The sequence below is a fragment of the Arthrobacter sp. AOP29-A2-19 genome (assembly GCF_058138025.1).
In genome coordinates this window covers 1,037,471-1,054,297 of the sequence record NZ_CM176894.1, presented here as the reverse complement: position 1 = coordinate 1,054,297, position 16,827 = coordinate 1,037,471, and the positions used below count along the sequence as shown (strand labels likewise).

Below are 16,827 nucleotides of genomic sequence, written 5' to 3'. Positions count from 1 at the left end.
GACTCAAAGGCACCATGACGACCGCGCACACCGATACCAGCCCAGCAGAAGACGCCACCGACGAGGAATCCGCGCCGGAGGCGTTACCGGTCCCCCTCACCGAACCGCGGGACGGCGTGCCGCTGGTCGTCAACACCCCGTCCGGCTTGGCCCGAGCCGCCGCCGCGCTGGCGGCCGGCACCGGGCCGGCCGCGGTCGACGCGGAGCGCGCCTCGGGATTCCGCTACGGGCAGCGCGCCTTCCTGGTCCAGATCCGCCGCGAGGGCGCGGGAACGTGGCTGATCGATCCGGAGCCCTTCGAGGACCTGAAGATCGTGAACGACGCCCTGTCCGACGTCGAGTGGATCCTCCATGCGTCCACGCAGGACCTTCCCTGCCTGGAGGAGGTCGGCATGCGTCCGGACGCGTTGTTCGACACCGAACTGGCCGCGCGGCTCGCCGGACTGCCTCGCGTGGGGCTCGGCGCCGTCGTCGAGTCGCTGCTGGGGCTCTCCCTGGCCAAGGAGCACTCGGCCGCCGACTGGTCCACCCGCCCGCTCCCCGAGCCGTGGCTCAGGTACGCCGCCCTCGACGTCGAGGTCCTGACCGAGCTGCGCACCGAACTGATCCGGCTGCTGGAGGACGGCGGCAAGCTGGCCTACGCCGTGGAGGAGTTCGAGGCCATCCGGTCCGCCGCGCCCGCCGCGCCCCGAGTCGATCCCTGGAGGCGCACGTCCGGGCTGCACCAACTGCGGGACCGCCGCCAACTGGCCGCGGTCCGCGCCCTCTGGCTGGAGCGCGAGGCGCTTGCCGAGAACCGCGACGTGGCACCGGGCCGCCTGATTCCGGACGCGGCTCTGATCGCCGCGGCCAAGGCCATGCCAACCACCGTGCCGCAACTGCTCAAGACGCCGGGCTTCCACGGGCGGGCCGCCGGCAAGGAGGCGCCACGCTGGCTTCGCTGCCTGCAGCAGGCCCGCGCGGAAGAGGTGCTGCCGGCGCTGCATCTCCAGTCGAATTCGCCGCCCCCGCCCCGCACGTGGGCGGACAAGGATCCGGCGGCCGCCCAGCGCCTGAACACCGCCAAGCCGCGCATCGCGAGGGCCGCCGAGACGCTCGACATGCCGGTCGAGAACCTGCTGACCCCGGACTACCTGCGCAGGGTCTGCTGGCGGCCGCCGGCTCCCGTCGAGCCCGAGACGATCGCCTCCGCCCTGGCAGGGCTGGGCGCCCGGCCCTGGCAGATCGAGATCACCGCGCCGATCCTGACGGTGGCCTTCCTTGATCCGGACCCGATCGCGTAGACAACGCGTCCTTCGCGCGCAGGAGCCAGCGGTTGCACGGAAAGTTACTGACCAGTAACGTATGGGGCGGATCACATTCCCATCTCCGAAGGAGCGCCAGGTGACCCCCACCCCCACGCGTCCGCTGAGCCGCACGCGACAGGTCCGCGACGTTGTCTTCGTCGACGGCGTCCGGACCCCGTTCGGCAAGGCCGGCGAGAAGGGCATCTACCACGGCACCCGGGCGGACGATCTGGTCGTCAAGTGCATCCGCGACCTGATGCGCCGCAACCCGTCACTGCCGGCCGAGCGCGTCGACGAGGTCGCGATCGCGGCCACCACCCAGACCGGAGACCAGGGCCTGACGATCGGCCGGACGGCGGCGCTTCTTGCCGGATTGCCGCAGAGTGTGCCCGGCTACGCGATCGACCGCATGTGCGCCGGGGCCATGACGGCGGTGACGGCCACCGCCGGCTCCATCGCGTTCGGCGCCTACGACGTGGCCATCGCCGGCGGGGTCGAACACATGGGCAACCACCCCATGGGAGAAGGCGCCGATCCCAACCCCCGTTTTATGTCCGAGCGCCTGGTTGATCCTGCCGCCCTCAACATGGGCAACACCGCGGAGAACCTGCACGACCGCTTCCCGGCCATCACCAAGGCGCGCGCCGACCGCTACGCCGTGGCCAGCCAGGCGAAGTTCGCCGCCGCGTACGACGCCGGCGACATCCAGCCCGACCTCGTTCCGGTCGCTGCGCGGCGGCCCGGAGAGGGATGGGCCGTGCACAGCAGGGACGAGCCCCCGCGGCCGGGCACGACGGAGGCCGACTTGGCCCAGCTGCGCACGCCCTTCCGCGCGCACGGCCGGGTGACCGCGGGCAACGCCGCCGGACTCAACGACGGCGCCACTGCCGCCCTTCTGGCGTCCTCGGACGCCGCCGCCGAGCTTGGCCTTCCGGTGAGGATGCGCCTGGTCTCCTATGCGTTCGCCGGCGTCGAACCCCAGGTGATGGGCATCGGCCCCGTCCCCTCCACAGAAAAGGCCCTCGCCCAGGCCGGACTGGAGATCGGCGACATCGGCCTCTTCGAGATCAACGAGGCCTTCGCCGTCCAGGTGCTCTCCTTCCTGGACCATTTCGGCATCCCCGACGACGATCCGCGCGTGAACCGCTTCGGCGGCGCAATCGCCGTCGGGCACCCTCTGGCCTCCTCGGGCGTCCGACTGATGACCCAGTTGGCGCGGCAGTTCGCTCAGGACCCGTCCGCGCGCTTCGGGCTGACCACCATGTGCATCGGGCTGGGCATGGGTGGCACCGTCATCTGGGAAAACCCGAACCACGCCGACTACGGAAAGGACGCCTAGCCATGGCGCAGGAAACCTTCGAGAGCTTCGCTCCCCTCGCCGCACTGGTGCCGGACGAGGTGGTCACGCATTCGCTGGTGAGCGACGTGGCCCTCCCCGGGGGCAAGACGCTGGCGCTAATCACGTTGGACAACGGTCTTGACCACTCCAAGCCCACCACACTGGGACCGCGAACGCTGATCGAGCTCGGCCGCACGCTCGCGGACCAGAAGGAACGCGTGGCGGCGGGGGCCATCCATGCCCTGGCCGTCACCGGCAAGCCGTATTTCCTGGTCGCCGGCGCCGACCTGTCCACCGTCAAGAGCCTCAAGGACGCGTCCCAGGGGCGCCTGATGGCCGAGCTGGGGCATGCGGCGTACGACCTGCTGGCGGACCTCGGAGTGCCCACCTTCGCGTTCATCAACGGCGTCGCGCTCGGCGGCGGACTGGAGATCGCGCTGGCCGCCAACTACCGGACGGTGTCCAGCGGCGCCAACGGCATCGGGCTTCCCGAGGCCTTTATCGGGCTCGTCCCGGGATGGGGCGGCGTCTACCGCCTGCCCCGCCTGATCGGCCCGGAGGCGGCGCTGACCGTCATGATCGAAAACCCCTTGAACAACAACCGCTCGCTGGACGGCTCCTCGGCCTTCGGCCTCGGCATCGCCGACGCCCTCTTCGAGCCGGCGGACTTCCTTGAGCGCTCCGTCGAGTGGGCGGCCTCCGTGGTGGACGGACGCATCGACGTCGCCCGCCCCAATGCCGTCGACCCCTCCGGGGACCCCGAGGCCGCCGAGCGTTGGGACGCCGCCGCTTCCCGGGCGCGGGCGTTCGTGGAGGCCAAGACCTCCAACGCGGCCCCCGCCCCGGGCAGGGTGTTGGACGTCTTCGAGGCCGGGAAGTCGGCGACCCAGCGCGAATCGGCGGAGCTGGAGTGCCTCGCCCTGACCGAACTGATGCAGACGCCGCAGTTCCACGACACCGTGTATGCGTTCCTGGACCTTGTTCAGAAGCGGTCCAAGCGGCCCGCCGGCGCCCCCGACCGCAAGCTCGCGCGCCCGGTGGGGAAAATCGGAGTGGTCGGCGCCGGCCTGATGGCCGGGCAATTCGCCCTGCTGTTCGCCAAGGCCCTGAAAGTGCCCGTCGTCATCACGGACATCGACCAGGCGCGCGTGGACCGCGGCCTGTCCTACATCCACGGCGAGGTGGACAAGCTGCTCGCCAAGCGGCGCATCTCCCCCGACGCCGCCAACCGCACCAAGGCGCTGGTCACCGGCTCGGTGGACAAGGCCGCGTTTGCCGACGCCGACCTTGTCGTCGAGGCCGTCTTCGAGGAGCTGACCGTCAAGAAGCAGGTCTTCGCCGAAGTCGAGGCCGTCGTCGGGCCGGAGTGCATCCTGGCCACGAACACGTCGTCGCTGTCGGTGACGGAGATGGCCGCCGATCTGGCCCACCCGGAGCGCGTCGTGGGGTTCCACTTCTTCAATCCCGTGGCCGTGATGCCGCTGATCGAGATCGTCCGCGCGCCCGCGACGGACGATGCGGTGCTCGCCACGGCGTTCGCCCTGGCCAAGGAGCTGAAGAAGACGGCGGTCCTGGTGAAGGACGCTCCCGCGTTTGTGGTCAACCGCGTCCTGCTGCGGCTGATGGGCGAGGTCTCCAACGCGTTCGACGACGGAACCCCGGCGGGGGTCGCGGACAACGCACTGAAGCCCATGGGGCTTCCCATGACACCCTTCACGCTGTTGGCGATGGTGGGCATCCCGGTGGCCCAGCACGTGATGGAGTCGCTCCACGGCGCCTTCGGCGACCGCTTCCGGGTCTCGTCCAATCAACAGAAGCTCGTCGACAACGGAGTCGTGTCCCTCTGGGCCAAGGACGCGGACGGCGCCGACTCGATCCCGGACTCGACTCTTGGCCTCCTCTCCTTCGGCACCACCCCGAGCACATCGGAGGAGCTCCTGCGCCGCACGCAGGATGCGCTGGCGGAGGAGATCGGCCTGATGCTCGCCGAAGGGGTCGTGGAGGGGCCCGAAGACATCGACCTGTGCATGATCATGGGCGCGGGGTGGCCGATGCATCTCGGCGGGATCACGCCGTACCTCGACCGCGTCGGCGCCTCGGAGCGTGTCAACGGCCGCAGGTTCCACGCCGAATCCTGACCCGCCCACCGTCCCGCCCCAAGTGGCGGGCGGGTTCGGCTTCACAAATGCCGGGCGCATGGAACAAGATGGGGCATGAGCGAAATCATGGCCGGGCGTCCGGCGCGAAGGATAGTCCTCGGTTCCTCCCTGGCGGTCGGCGCCGCGACGGCACTGGTCGCCTGCGGAGGGGGAGGCGGAGAATCCACGACGGCGGAGACGCCGGCCACCACCGGCGAGGGAACGGAGGCGGCGACCACCAAGGAACTGGCGGTCGGCGGCAGCATGTCCGTCGATATCGGGGGCCACAACTACCTGCTCTACCGGCCGGACGAGACCACCGTGCTCGCCTACAGCTCCGTGTGCACGCACGAGGGCTGCCAAGTGGGAATCGGCTCGGAGAACTTCTCCTGCCCCTGCCACGGATCCGAATTCGCGATGGCCGACGGCGCGCGCGTTGCCGGGCCCGCGAAGGACCCCCTGAAGCGCTATGCGGCGGCCATTCAGGACGACAAGGTGATCGTCTACCTCTAGCCGAAGTGCGCCGGGCGGCTCGCCGCCCGGCGCCTGTTTCCCGGTGCGCGTGGCGCAGCCGGCCGAGCCAGCCGATGGTCGCCACGGCCTCGGTGGCGGCTTCGAGGGCCGTCGGCCGCTAGAAGAGCGCCACCTTCGGCGTGCGCGGGAAGATGGCGTCCAGCGCCTCCAGGTCCCCGCCGGAGGGCGTCCATCCGACGGAGCGCGCGTTCTCGCGGATCTGCTCGGGCCGCGTGGCGCCGGCGATGACGGACGAGACGGCGGGCTGCGCGGCGAGCCAGGAAAACGCGACCCCAAGCTCCGTCAGGCCGCGCGACCGCGCGAACTCGCCGAACTGCCCCAATTGCTCGAGGTCGGCCTTCTCCAACAGGTTCTGCCGGGAATGCGTCAGGCGGCTGCCGTCCGGAGCCTGCCCGGAGGAGTACTTGCCGGTCAGCAGGCCGTTGGCCAGCGGGAAGTAGGGCAGCACGCCCAGCCCGTAGGCCTCCGCCGCCGGAAGCACCTCCAGTTCCGCCCGGCGATCCAGCAGGTTGTAGTGGCTCTGGCTGGAGATGAAGGGCGTGTGGCCCGCGTGCCGCGCGACGAATTCGGCCTCGGCTATCTGCCACCCGGCGCGGTTCGAGTGCCCGATGTAGCGCACCTTGCCGGCCCGCACAACGTCGTCGAGTGCGGCCAGCGTCTCCTCGATGGGCGTCAGCGGATCCGGGGTGTGGAACTGGTAGAGATCGATGTGGTCCGTGCCCAGGCGGCGGAGCGACGCCTCGACCGCGGCGGCGATGTACCGCCGCGATCCCCGGGCGCCGAAGTCGCGCCCGTTGGCCCCTGACATGTCCATGCCGAACTTCGTCGCGACCACCACGTCGTCCCGCCGCCGGCCGAGCGCCTTGCCGAGCCGAATCTCGGACAGGCCGGGTTCCCTGCCGTAGGAGTCCGCGGTGTCGAACAGCGTGACACCCGCCTCAATGGCGGCGTGCACCACGGCGTCGGTCTCCTCCTGGCTCTCGGTGGCGGTCCCGGACCGCCCCAGGTTGTTGCACCCCAGTCCCACGACCGAGACGGCCAGGCCGGAGCGCCCAAGCCTGCGATACTCCATGTCGCCGTCGAACGTGCGGTTGTCCAGGGGGTCAGCGGTGTCGGTCATGGAATGCCTCTCTGCCGGGTTCCGGTGCGGACGCGGTCCGACCGGCGTGGGTGGGTTGGCCGGCGGTCCGCCGGCCTCGGGATGGTGGGTCAGGCCAGCGAGAACGTGCCCTTGGCCGGGAGAGGGTGCTTCTGCTTCAGGGCCTCCGGCTGGCCGTAGGGTGCGACGCCGATCGAGAGCTTGGTGAAGTCCAGCTGCGCGTCGCGCAGGCAGGTCTTGATCGCGGAGACGGCCTTCGCGGGCTCCGGAGACAGGATCCTGATGTTCAGCTTCCTCGGGGCGAAGTCCGCCGACTCCACGGTCCCCAGTCCGCGCCACGCCAAGTGGCCCTTCAGGACGTCCTCGGCCCGGCGTCGAAGGTGGTTGTCGCGGTCGGTGCCCTCCACCGACTTGAGCGCGTACTGGACGACGACCCAATACTGGTCCTCGTCGGCAAGCTCAGCGAAGCCGTCCTCCGAGCACTGCTCCTCGAAGGCCGCCAGCAGCGCCGCGCCGGTCTCGGTATCGACGTCCTTGGCTTCCTTGGTCTTGGACTGGTGCCCAACGCTGCCGTGGTTCACGACAAACTGGCCCAGCTCCTGGTCCTCGAACTCCTCGTACCAGGCCTCGCGGAACTCGAGGGTCCCCTTGTCGTCCCGGCGGTACATGCGGATGATGGCCATGGTGCTCCTCGATGCTGGTGGTGCTGGATGTCGTCTGGAAGATCGTTGGTCGTTGCCCGGGCCGGCCACCCGGCCGCCGCTAGGGTGACGCCGGGCGTGCCGCGGCGGGCGCACGGCCTGCCGCGAACCAGTCCTGCACGGTGGTGTCGAAGGGAGCCGCGCACTCGCGCACTGCCTCCAGCAGGTGAATCGCCTCCGCCCGCATCGCCTGCCGGAGCGGTTCCGGATAGCCGAAGGCCACGGAATGTTCGGCAAACTCGTCCTCGTCGTCGAGGAACACGCCGCGCTCCGTCGAGCGGATGACGTCCAGGTCCATGTCGATGGAATTCACTTCCCAGCCGGAGGGACGCAGCGGGCGCCAGCCGATGCCGGTGGACACGTCGATGTAGAGGCGGAAGTCCCGGGGATGTGTCTCGTCGTAGAACGTCGCCACCCAGTCGCCGCGGTGCGGGAAGAGGCAGACGGCGTCGGACTCCGCCATAAAGCCGAGGCCGGGGCGGGACACGAAGGAACCCAACGGCTGGAAGACCCAGTGGCCGAAGGAGTCGGCACCGAGGTAGGTTCCGGGAACAACCCAGTGCGCCCCGCCGTCGTACTTCCAGGCGCGCGCCACGATCGGTTCTCCGGCGTCGATGGGTCCGGGGTTGCGGGCGAGGCCCTCCGGAAGGCTCATAGTTGCGGGATCTGCCCGGTGGGAAGGTCATGGCCGGGCAGGGGGCGGGCGAAGGGCACCTTCGTCCCCAGGACCTGGGCGACGGTGTCCCTGGCAATCTGGGCGGCGGTGATACCCACGCGCGCCAGCACCTGGTTGCGCGAGCCGTGCTTGAGGAACTCGACGGGCAGCCCCACCTCGTTCAGGGCGGTGTCCACACCGGCGGCCCGCATCTCCTGCCGGATGCGCGAGCCGATGCCGCCGGCCTTGACGCCGTCCTCGATGCAGACCACGATCCGATGGCGGGCGGCCAGGCCGATGATGGAGCGCGGGACGGGAAGGACCCACCGCGGGTCGACCACCGTGGAGGAGATGCCCTGGGCGCGAAGCCGCTCCGCGACGTCCAGCGCGATCCCGGCCATGGTCCCGACGGCGACGAGCAGGACGTCCAGTTCCGCCTCGCCGTGGCGCGCCAGCACGTCGACGCCGTCGTGCAGCCGCTCGACCGCGTCGATCTCGGCGCCCACGGAGCCCTTGGAGAAGCGCAGCACGGTGGGCGCGTCGTCGACCGCCACGGCCTCGCGGAGCTCTTCCCTCAGGCGCGTGGCGTCGCGGGGCGCCGCGAGGTGGAGCCCGGGGACAATCTGCAGCAGGGACAGGTCCCACATGCCGTGGTGGCTGGGCCCGTCTGGCCCGGTGACACCCGCGCGGTCCAGCACCACCGTCACGCCGGCCTTGTGCAGCGCGACGTCCATCAAGAGCTGGTCGAAGGCGCGGTTGAGGAACGTGGCGTAGAGGGCGACCACCGGGTGCAGGCCGCCAAAGGCCATGCCGGCGGCGCTGGTGAGGGCGTGCTGCTCGGCGATGCCAACGTCGATCACGCGGGACGGGTGGCGTTCTGCCATGGTCTTGAGGCCCACCGGGATGAGCATGGCCCCCGTGATGGCGACGATGTCCGCGCGGTCGTCGGCGATGTCGGCGATTTCCTCGCCGAAGACGCTGGTCCAGGACTGGGCATCCGGGCGTTCCACCAGCTCGCCCGTCTCGGGGTCGATCACGCCCACGGAGTGGAACTGGTCCGCCTCGTCGGCGCGTGCCGGGGCGTAGCCCCGGCCCTTCTCGGTGAGGGCGTGCACAATGACCGGGCCCTTGTAGCTCCGGGCCAGCTGCAGCGCCTCCTCCACCGCGGCCATGTTGTGGCCGTCGATCGGGCCGATGTACTTCATGCCGAGGTCCTCGAAGAGCCCCTGCGGCGCCCACCAGTCCTTGATGCCCTTCTTGGTGGCGTGCAGGCTCTTGTAGGCGAAGCGCCCCACGGCCCCGCCCTTCTGCAGGCGCTCCTTCCAGAAGTCGAGGGTGCCCTCGTAGACCTCGTGCGTGCGGACCTTGTCCAGCGTCTGCCGCAGTCCGGCCAGCTGATCGGCGAGCCCGCCGATGGTCGGGGCGTAGGAGCGGCCGTTGTCGTTGACCACGATGACGACCCGCCGGTCCTTGTCCGCGGCGATGTTGTTGATGGCCTCCCAGGCCATGCCGCCGGTCAGCGCGCCGTCCCCGACCATGGCGACGACGTAGCGGTCGCCCTCCCCCGCAAGCTGCCGGGCGCGGGAGATGCCGTCGGCCCAGGACAGCGAGCTGGACGCGTGCGAGCTCTCGACGATGTCGTGTTCGGACTCGGAGCGCTCGGGGTACCCGGCCAGGCCGCCCTCCTGGCGCAGCGTGGAGAAGTCCTGCCGCCCGGTGAGCAGCTTGTGGACGTAGGACTGGTGGCCGGTGTCGAACACCACGGAATCGCGCGGCGAGTCGAACACGCGGTGTATGCCGAGGGTCAGTTCAACGACGCCCAGGTTCGGCCCGAGGTGCCCGCCGGTGCGCGCCACGTTGGCGATCAGGAATCCGCGGATTTCCCCGGCAAGCCCCTGCAATTGGGCCAGGTCCAACCGGCGCAGGTCGCGCGGTTCGCCAATGGTCTCCAGTAGTCCCACAGGGTAGGTCCTTTCACAATGGCTTGAGGCGTTCGTTAATCCTACCGCCCGGTCCCCGGCGGCCGCGCAGCGCCCCCGGCAACGCGCCGGGCGGCGCGGAAAGGCCGCGAGGGCGGGCATCCGGTTTCCCGGATGCCCGCCCTCGCGGAGCGTCGCGCTATTTCCGCTAGGAAGCGGAGATCTGGCGCAGCACGTACTGCAGGATGCCGCCGTTGCGGTAGTAGTCCGCCTCGCCCGGCGTGTCGATGCGCAGGACGGCGTCGAACGACTTGGTGGAGCCGTCCTCGCCCGTGGCGGTCACCTTGAGCGTCTTCGGCGTGGTGCCGTTGTTCAGCTCGGTGACGCCCTCGACGGAGAACGTTTCCGTTCCGGCCAGACCCAGGGTCGCGGCGGATTCGCCGGCCGGGAACTGGAGCGGAAGGACGCCCATGCCGATGAGGTTGGAACGGTGGATGCGCTCGTAGCTCTCGGCGATGACGGCCTTGACGCCCAGCAGCGCGGTGCCCTTTGCGGCCCAGTCGCGGGACGAACCGGAGCCGTACTCCTTGCCGGCGATGACCACCAGCGGGACGCCGGCCTCGGCGTAGTTCTGCGCGGCGTCGTAGACGTAGGCCTGCGGGGCGCCGTCCTGGGTGAAGTCGCGGGTGAAGCCACCCTCGACGCCGTCCAGGATCTGGTTGCGGATACGGATGTTCGCGAACGTTCCGCGGATCATGACCTCGTGGTTTCCGCGGCGGGACCCGTAGGAGTTGAAGTCCTTGCGGTCCACGCCGTTGGCCAGCAGGTACTGGCCAGCCGGGGTGTCGGACTTGAAGGAACCGGCCGGGGAGATGTGGTCGGTGGTGACCGAATCGCCCAGCTTCAGCAGGACGCGCGCCCCGGAGATGTCGGAGACGGGATCCGGTGTGGCCTTCATGCCCTCGAAGTACGGGGGCTTCCGGACGTACGTGGACTTCTCGTCCCAGGCGAACGTGTCGCCGGCCGGCGTGTCGAGCGCCTTCCAACGGTCGTCGCCGTCGAAGACGCCCTCGTAGCCCTTCGCGAACATGCCCTCGTCGATCGACGCGTCGATGGTCTGCTGGACCTCGAGCGGGGTCGGCCAGATGTCGCGCAGGAAGACGTCGTTGCCGGCGTCGTCCCGGCCCAGGGAATCCGTCTCGAAGTCGAAGTCCATAGTTCCGGCCAGCGCATAGGCGATGACCAGCGGCGGGGACGCGAGGTAGTTCATCTTCACGTCCGGGTTGATCCGGCCCTCGAAGTTGCGGTTTCCGGAGAGGACGGCCGTGGCGGCGAGGTCGTTGGCCTGGATGGCCTCGGAGATCTCCGCCTCGAGCGGGCCGGAGTTGCCGATGCAGGTCGCGCAGCCGTAGCCGACGATGTAGAAGCCCAGCTTCTCCAGGTACGGGGTCAGGCCGGACTTCTCGTAGTAGTCCGTGACGACCTTGGAGCCCGGCGCGACGGACGTCTTGACCCACGGCTTGGACGCGAGGCCCTTCTCAACGGCCTTGCGCGCCAGGAGCGCGGCGGCCAGCATGACCGACGGGTTCGAGGTGTTGGTGCACGAGGTGATGGAGGCGATCGACACCAGGCCGTGGTCGACGGTGAAGGCGCGGCCGTCGGCCATCGTCACGTCGACCGGCTTGGACGGGCGCCCGATGTTCAGGGCGTCCGCGTCGCCCGCGGCGTAGTTGTGGATGTCCTTGCGGAACTGCTCCTTGGCGCTCGTGAGCTCGATGCGGTCCTGGGGACGCTTCGGGCCGGCGATCGAGGGGACCACGGTGGAGAGGTCCAGTTCGAGGTACTCGGAGAAGCGCAGCTCGCGGGACGGATCGTGCCACAGGCCCTGTTCCTTCGCGTAGGACTCGACCAGCGCGACGTTCTCGGCCGGGCGGCCGGTCAGCCGGAGGTAGTCCAGCGTGACGCCGTCGATCGGGAACATGGCGGCGGTGGAGCCGAACTCCGGGCTCATGTTGCCGATCGTGGCACGGTTGGCCAGCGGCACCGCCGCGACACCCTCGCCATAGAATTCGACGAACTTGCCGACGACGCCGTGCTTGCGCAGCATCTCCGTGATGGTCAGCACGACGTCGGTCGCCGTGGCGCCGGCCGGAATGTTGCCGGAAAGCTTGAAGCCCACCACGCGCGGGATCAGCATGGAGACCGGCTGGCCCAGCATGGCGGCCTCCGCCTCGATGCCGCCGACGCCCCAGCCCAGCACGCCCAGGCCGTTGACCATGGTGGTGTGCGAGTCGGTGCCGACGCAGGAGTCGGGGTAGGCGCGCAGCTTGCCGTCAACCTCGCGGGTCATCACGGTGCGGGCCAGGTACTCGATGTTGACCTGGTGCACGATACCGGTTCCCGGCGGAACGACCTTGAAGTCGTCGAACGCCGTCTGGCCCCAGCGAAGGAACTGGTAGCGCTCGCCGTTGCGCTGGTACTCGATCTCCATGTTGCGCTCGAGGGCACCGGCGTTGCCGAACACGTCGATCTGCACGGAGTGGTCGATGACCATTTCGGCCGGTGCCAGCGGGTTGACGCGGGTCGGATCGCCGCCAAGGTCCTTCACTGCCTCGCGCATGGTGGCGAGGTCAACGACACAGGGAACACCGGTGAAGTCCTGCATCAGAACGCGTGCCGGGGTGAACTGGATTTCAATGTCCGGCTGTGCGTTCTCGTCCCACTGGGCAAGGGCGCGCACGTGATCGGCGGTGATGTTCGCGCCGTCCTCGGTCCTCAGCAGGTTCTCAAGCAGGATCTTGAGGCTGTACGGAAGGCTCTCGGAACCTTCTACCGCGTTCAGCCGGAAAATTTCGTATTCGTTGCCATCGACGTCCAATACGCCTTTGGCCCCAAAGCTGTCCACATTACTCATTGGGACTCCTCTCGCCAGACTTCATCTTTGTTGCACGTCCGGTCACACCGCCAGTTAGGCAGTCCTTACTGGGAGGCGGTCCGGTTGGTTGCGGCAGAGCTGTTCACAGTCTAGTCGCGCGCCACTTTCCGCATACCCCCAGCGCCGGGATATCTTGATATCAAGACTTATTCTCACGGTACTTCCCGGGTATCTTGATGTCAAGATAGTCTGGTGCCAATGGACCAACACGAGGGGGTTGAAGGCGGATGAGCGGGCAGCCCGATGCCGTGGACGAGATCATCGACGGATGGCGGCGGGCCATGCCGTCTGAAGACGTCGAGCCGATGGGCGTCTTTAGCCGGGTCGGCCGGCTGGCCCAGCGCTTCGATGCCCTGCGGAGGAATGCCCTGGCCACCCACGGCCTGCAGCTCGGGGATTTCGACGTGCTCTCCGCCGTCCGGCGCAGCCCAGACGGCGCGCTGACCGCCGGGGCGCTCGCCAAGGAGAACCTGGTGACCTCCGGCACCATGACCAGCCGCATCGACAGGCTCGCCGCGCGGGGCCTTGTGGAGCGCTCCGCCGACCCGGACGACGCCCGCATCGTCCGCGTCCGGCTGCGCAGCGAGGGCCGAAGGATCGTGGACGCGGCCTTCGTGGAGCTCCTGAGGATCGAGCACGAACTCCTCGGCGCCGTCGGCGACGGGGACCGCCAGCCCTTGGTCGACGGGCTCCGCCGGCTACTGACGCGGCTCGAGGCCTAGGGCCGGGGCGCGTCCCGCCGCGCGGCGCGGGACCGGCCGCGGACCTCAGGCCCTCGTGAGTAGTCCCACGGTCTCCATGTGGTGCGTGTGCGGGTAGAGGTCGAGCACGCGCGCGGACCGCAGGACGTACCCCTTCTTGGCGAAGTCCGTGACGTCGCGGGCGAAGGACGCCGGGTCGCAGGAAACGTAGGCCACGCGCTCGGGCGCGGCGGCGGCGATGCGCGCCACGGCCTCCTTCCCCGCACCGGCGCGCGGCGGATCCAGCACAACGCCGGCCAGCGGACGGGCCTCGCCCTCTCCGGCCACGGGCAGGCGCTTCTCCACGCGGCCCTGGACGATCTCGGCCTGCGGGCGGCCGTGCACGTTCCGCCGGGCATCCTTGCTGGTGCCGGGGGCCCCCTCGATGGAGACGACGTGGCCCGTCTCCCCCACGGCGTCGGCCAGCGGAAGGGTGAACAGCCCGGCTCCCGCGTACAGATCCGCGAAGCGCTGGCCCGGCCGCGGCTCCAGCAGTCCGGTGACGGCGTCGACGAGCGTGGGCGCCGCGAGGCGGTGGATCTGCCAGAATCCCTCGCCCGTGACGCGGTATCCGCGCCCCAGGACGTTCTCGGCCACCCAGGTCCTCCCGCGCAGGCGACGCAGCTCGCCGCGCCCGTCGGCGGCAGCGCCCGGCGCCTGCGTGAGCACGGCCGCCGAGGCGCCGTCGGGCAGCCGCCTCGCCGCGCGGTCGGCGGAGCCCGGCTTGGCGCCATCGCTCTCGACAAAGAGCACCAGCGGCGCGCCGTCCGACGGCGCCACGACCTCGACCCGGGCGATGCCGGCCAGCGGCACCTCCCACAGGCGAAGGTCGTTGATGGCATCGGCCGCGAGCGGCATCTCCTGGACCGGGATCAGCAGGTCCGAGTGGTAGGCGTTCATGGCCAGGCGTCCCTGCGGGTCCACGGAGAACGAGGCCCGCGTGCGCCAGCCCAGCCCGTCGCCCCGCTCGCCGTTGGGGACCTCGACGCCGGAGAATCCGACCGAGTCCGGGTCGGTCCGCCCGAGCCTGGACAGCTGCTCCCGGAAGACCTGGCCCTTGAGTTCGCGCTGGTGCTCGAGCGTGGCGTGGCCGAATTCCGCGCCGCCCACGGGGCGGCGCCCCTGTGCCTGCGCCAGCAGGGCGTCCGCCAGCGGCCACGGGTGGGCCGTCCGTTGCTCGGACGCCTCCAGGACCTCCACCGTGTCCGCGTTCCAGAACCGGCCCCCGGATCCCTCGCCCGTCAGGCGGGCGCGCACCAGCTCCCCCGGAAGCGCGTGGCGGACGAACACCACGCGGCCCTCGTGTCGCGCCACGAAGTGTCCGCCGTGGGCGGGCGCGCCGATGCGCAGTTCGAGGACGTCGTTGTGCAGGGGAGCTTGGGTCATTGGGGCCTCCGGCCGCTGGTGGTGGTGTCGCGCGCGGGCGCGGCGTTCTCGAAGATGGCCCGGCCGTGCGTGGAATCGGACAGCTGCCACGGGACGCTCGCCACGACCACGCCCGGCTCGAAATGCAGCCGGGTCTTGATGCGCAGGGCGGTTTGGTTGTGTACCAGCTGCTCCCACCAGCGTCCCACGACATACTCGGGGATGTAGACCACAACGAGGTCCCGGGGCGAGTCGCGCTTGATGCCCTTGATGTAGTCGATGATCGGCGCGGCCGTCTCGCGGTAGGGGGACGCGAGGACCGTGATCGGCACGGGGATGCCCAGGCGATCCCATTCGGCGATCGTGCGCGCCGTCTTCTCCGGGTCGACGTCGACGATCACGGCGTCAAGCTTGGAGGGCCGTCCGGCGCGCGCGAAGGCGACCGCGCGGAGGACCGGCTTGCGGAGGGTCGAAACCAGGATCAGGGCGTGGACGCGGGCGGGGAGCGCCTTGGCCGAGCCGGAGTCGTCGATGGCCAACTCGCGGTCGACTGCCTGGTAGTGCCGGTTGATGGAGAACATCACCAGGTAGAGGGCGAAGATGCCGAGCACCGCCAGCCACGCGCCGAAGACCAGCTTGGTCGCCAGGACGATCACCAGCACGGCGGCCGTGAAGACGAATCCGATCAGGTTGAGCAGGCGCGACCGTTGGATCTTCAGCCGCACGCGGCGGTCGGCGGTGCTGGCCAGCTGGCGGCCCCAGTGCTTGACCATGCCGAGCTGGCTGAGCGTAAAGGACACGAAGACGCCGACGACGTAGAGGTGGATCAAGGTGGGCAGGTGGGCGTCGAACACCAGGACCAGGACCAGGGCGGCGACCCCCAGGGCAATGATGCCGTTGCTGAACCCCAGTCGATCGCCGCGGGTCCTCAGCTGGCGCGGCAGGTACCCGTCGGTCGCGAGGTGGGAGGCGAGGTTGGGGAACGAGCGGAACGCGGCGTGTCCCGCCATCCAGAGCACGGCTCCGGTGAGCGCGAGGACCACGTAGAACCCGACGCTGCCGGAACCGAAGATTGCCTGGGCCAGCTGGCCCAGCACGGGGTTCTGGATGTAGTCCGCGGGGATGGGCCCGCCGTCCAGCAGCAGGTTCTCCTGCGGGTTCTCCACCACGTGTACGCGCGTGGCGCGGGCCAGGAACATGGTCCCCAGCGTGAGGGCCGTTGCCACCACGCCGAGCCAGAGGAGGATGGACGCCGCGTTGCGGGCACGCGGCGCCGCCAGCGTGTGGACGTTGCTGATGGGGGCCTCGATGCCGGTGAGGGCGGCCGATCCGGTGGAGAACGCGCGAAGGACCAGCAGGGCGCCGAACACGCCCGTCAGCCCGGCCTCGTAGTCCGCCTCGGGGACGATCTCGAACCCGGCGCTGGGCGCGCTCCCGAGGGTGCCGAGGGCCGCGGAGACGGCGCCGATGCCGACCATCAACAGCATCGCGCCGACGAAGAGGTAGGTGGGCAGCGCGTTGCCGATCCGGGACCGGCCGACCCCGCGCAGGTTCAGCAGCGCCAGGAGGACCACGCCCGCGCAGGCGATCAGCGACTGGCGCCCGGACAGAGACGGGACGGCGGCGACGACGTAGTGGGCGGCGGAAGACATGGAAACGGCCACGGTCAGCACAAAGTCGACCAGCAGAGCGGCCGCCACGGTGGTTCCGGCGCGGGGACCCAGGTTGACGCTGGCGATCTCGTAGTCCCCCTTGCCCGAGGGGTAGGCCTTCACCGACTGCCGATAGGAGGCGATGATGACCAGCATGACCGCCATAACGGCGACGCCGACCAGCGGCGAGAGGTAGATGGCCGACAAACCGGCGATCGCGAGCGTCAACAGGACCTCGTCCGGGGCATAGGCCACCGAGGACAGGGCGTTGGAGGACAGGAGGGGGAGCGCCAGCCGGCGCCGCAGGGGTGCCTGCTTCAGCCTTTCGGTCCTGAAGGGCCTGCCCACCAGGATCCGCTTGAGCGCGTCGAGAAACGTCAGCACCAGTCAAAGTTAGCCCCTGCGCGCCGCCCTGTCATACGGCGGCGCCGCGGACCGGCGCCGGGAGGGACGAATCGTGCAAG

General features: G+C 69.9%; 12 protein-coding genes. 5 read left to right on the top strand and 7 right to left on the bottom strand.

Annotated features, from left to right (window positions below; translation table 11 throughout):
- Positions 1–14 precede the first annotated feature (14 nt).
- The 4 genes from AC3ZJJ_RS04715 to AC3ZJJ_RS04700 all read left to right on the top strand — a co-directional run bounded on the left by AC3ZJJ_RS04715 (position 15) and on the right by AC3ZJJ_RS04700 (position 5,276).
- Positions 15–1,283 (top strand): HRDC domain-containing protein, encoded by a 1,269-nt coding sequence (locus tag AC3ZJJ_RS04715; RefSeq protein ID WP_489894100.1) that lies wholly within the window; start codon positions 15–17, stop codon positions 1,281–1,283.
- 100 nt (positions 1,284–1,383) lie between these two features.
- Positions 1,384–2,625, top strand: a complete 1,242-nt coding sequence (locus tag AC3ZJJ_RS04710) for a thiolase family protein (RefSeq protein ID WP_489894099.1) — start codon at positions 1,384–1,386, stop codon at positions 2,623–2,625.
- A gap of 2 nt (positions 2,626–2,627) precedes the next feature.
- The gene (locus AC3ZJJ_RS04705) at positions 2,628–4,763 is read left to right on the top strand and encodes a 3-hydroxyacyl-CoA dehydrogenase NAD-binding domain-containing protein (RefSeq protein ID WP_489894098.1); all 2,136 of its coding nucleotides are present in this window, start codon (positions 2,628–2,630) and stop codon (positions 4,761–4,763) included.
- A 75-nt stretch (positions 4,764–4,838) separates the two neighbouring features.
- Complete coding sequence (locus tag AC3ZJJ_RS04700) at positions 4,839–5,276, top strand: Rieske (2Fe-2S) protein (protein WP_489894097.1); 438 nt, start codon at positions 4,839–4,841, stop codon at positions 5,274–5,276.
- Positions 5,277–5,394: 118 nt separating this feature from the next.
- On the opposite strand, the gene AC3ZJJ_RS04695 is transcribed toward AC3ZJJ_RS04700, so the two are convergent.
- From AC3ZJJ_RS04695 to acnA, 5 genes are all read right to left on the bottom strand, one after another.
- Positions 5,395–6,369, bottom strand: a complete 975-nt coding sequence (locus AC3ZJJ_RS04695; protein ID WP_489895693.1) for an aldo/keto reductase — start codon at positions 6,367–6,369, stop codon at positions 5,395–5,397.
- Positions 6,370–6,506: 137 nt separating this feature from the next.
- Complete coding sequence (locus AC3ZJJ_RS04690; RefSeq protein WP_489894096.1) at positions 6,507–7,079, bottom strand: hypothetical protein; 573 nt, start codon at positions 7,077–7,079, stop codon at positions 6,507–6,509.
- A gap of 79 nt (positions 7,080–7,158) precedes the next feature.
- Positions 7,159–7,752 carry a DUF402 domain-containing protein gene (locus AC3ZJJ_RS04685; protein WP_489894095.1) on the bottom strand — a complete coding sequence of 198 codons (594 nt, stop codon included), beginning with the start codon at positions 7,750–7,752 and terminating at the stop codon, positions 7,159–7,161.
- Positions 7,749–9,713, bottom strand: coding sequence for a 1-deoxy-D-xylulose-5-phosphate synthase (gene dxs / locus AC3ZJJ_RS04680; protein ID WP_489894094.1), 1,965 nt, complete (start codon positions 9,711–9,713; stop codon positions 7,749–7,751). The genes AC3ZJJ_RS04685 and dxs overlap by 4 nt, the downstream gene beginning before the upstream one ends.
- A 166-nt stretch (positions 9,714–9,879) precedes the next feature.
- Positions 9,880–12,585, bottom strand: a complete 2,706-nt coding sequence (acnA, locus tag AC3ZJJ_RS04675) for an aconitate hydratase AcnA (RefSeq protein ID WP_489894093.1) — start codon at positions 12,583–12,585, stop codon at positions 9,880–9,882.
- Positions 12,586–12,833: 248 nt separating this feature from the next.
- Here acnA and AC3ZJJ_RS04670 point away from each other — a divergent pair, with 248 nt between their 5' ends.
- The gene (locus tag AC3ZJJ_RS04670) at positions 12,834–13,328 is read left to right on the top strand and encodes a MarR family winged helix-turn-helix transcriptional regulator (protein ID WP_489894092.1); all 495 of its coding nucleotides are present in this window, start codon (positions 12,834–12,836) and stop codon (positions 13,326–13,328) included.
- Positions 13,329–13,373: 45 nt separating this feature from the next.
- Here AC3ZJJ_RS04670 and AC3ZJJ_RS04665 read toward each other — a convergent pair whose 3' ends face one another.
- Together AC3ZJJ_RS04665 and AC3ZJJ_RS04660 are read right to left on the bottom strand one after the other, a co-directional pair.
- A complete protein-coding gene (locus tag AC3ZJJ_RS04665; protein WP_489894091.1) occupies positions 13,374–14,732 on the bottom strand; it encodes a class I SAM-dependent RNA methyltransferase in 1,359 nt (452 codons plus the stop codon).
- The gene (locus tag AC3ZJJ_RS04660; RefSeq protein WP_489894090.1) at positions 14,729–16,747 is read right to left on the bottom strand and encodes an APC family permease; all 2,019 of its coding nucleotides are present in this window, start codon (positions 16,745–16,747) and stop codon (positions 14,729–14,731) included. The genes AC3ZJJ_RS04665 and AC3ZJJ_RS04660 overlap by 4 nt, the downstream gene beginning before the upstream one ends.
- Between the last annotated feature and the right edge of the window lie 80 nt (positions 16,748–16,827).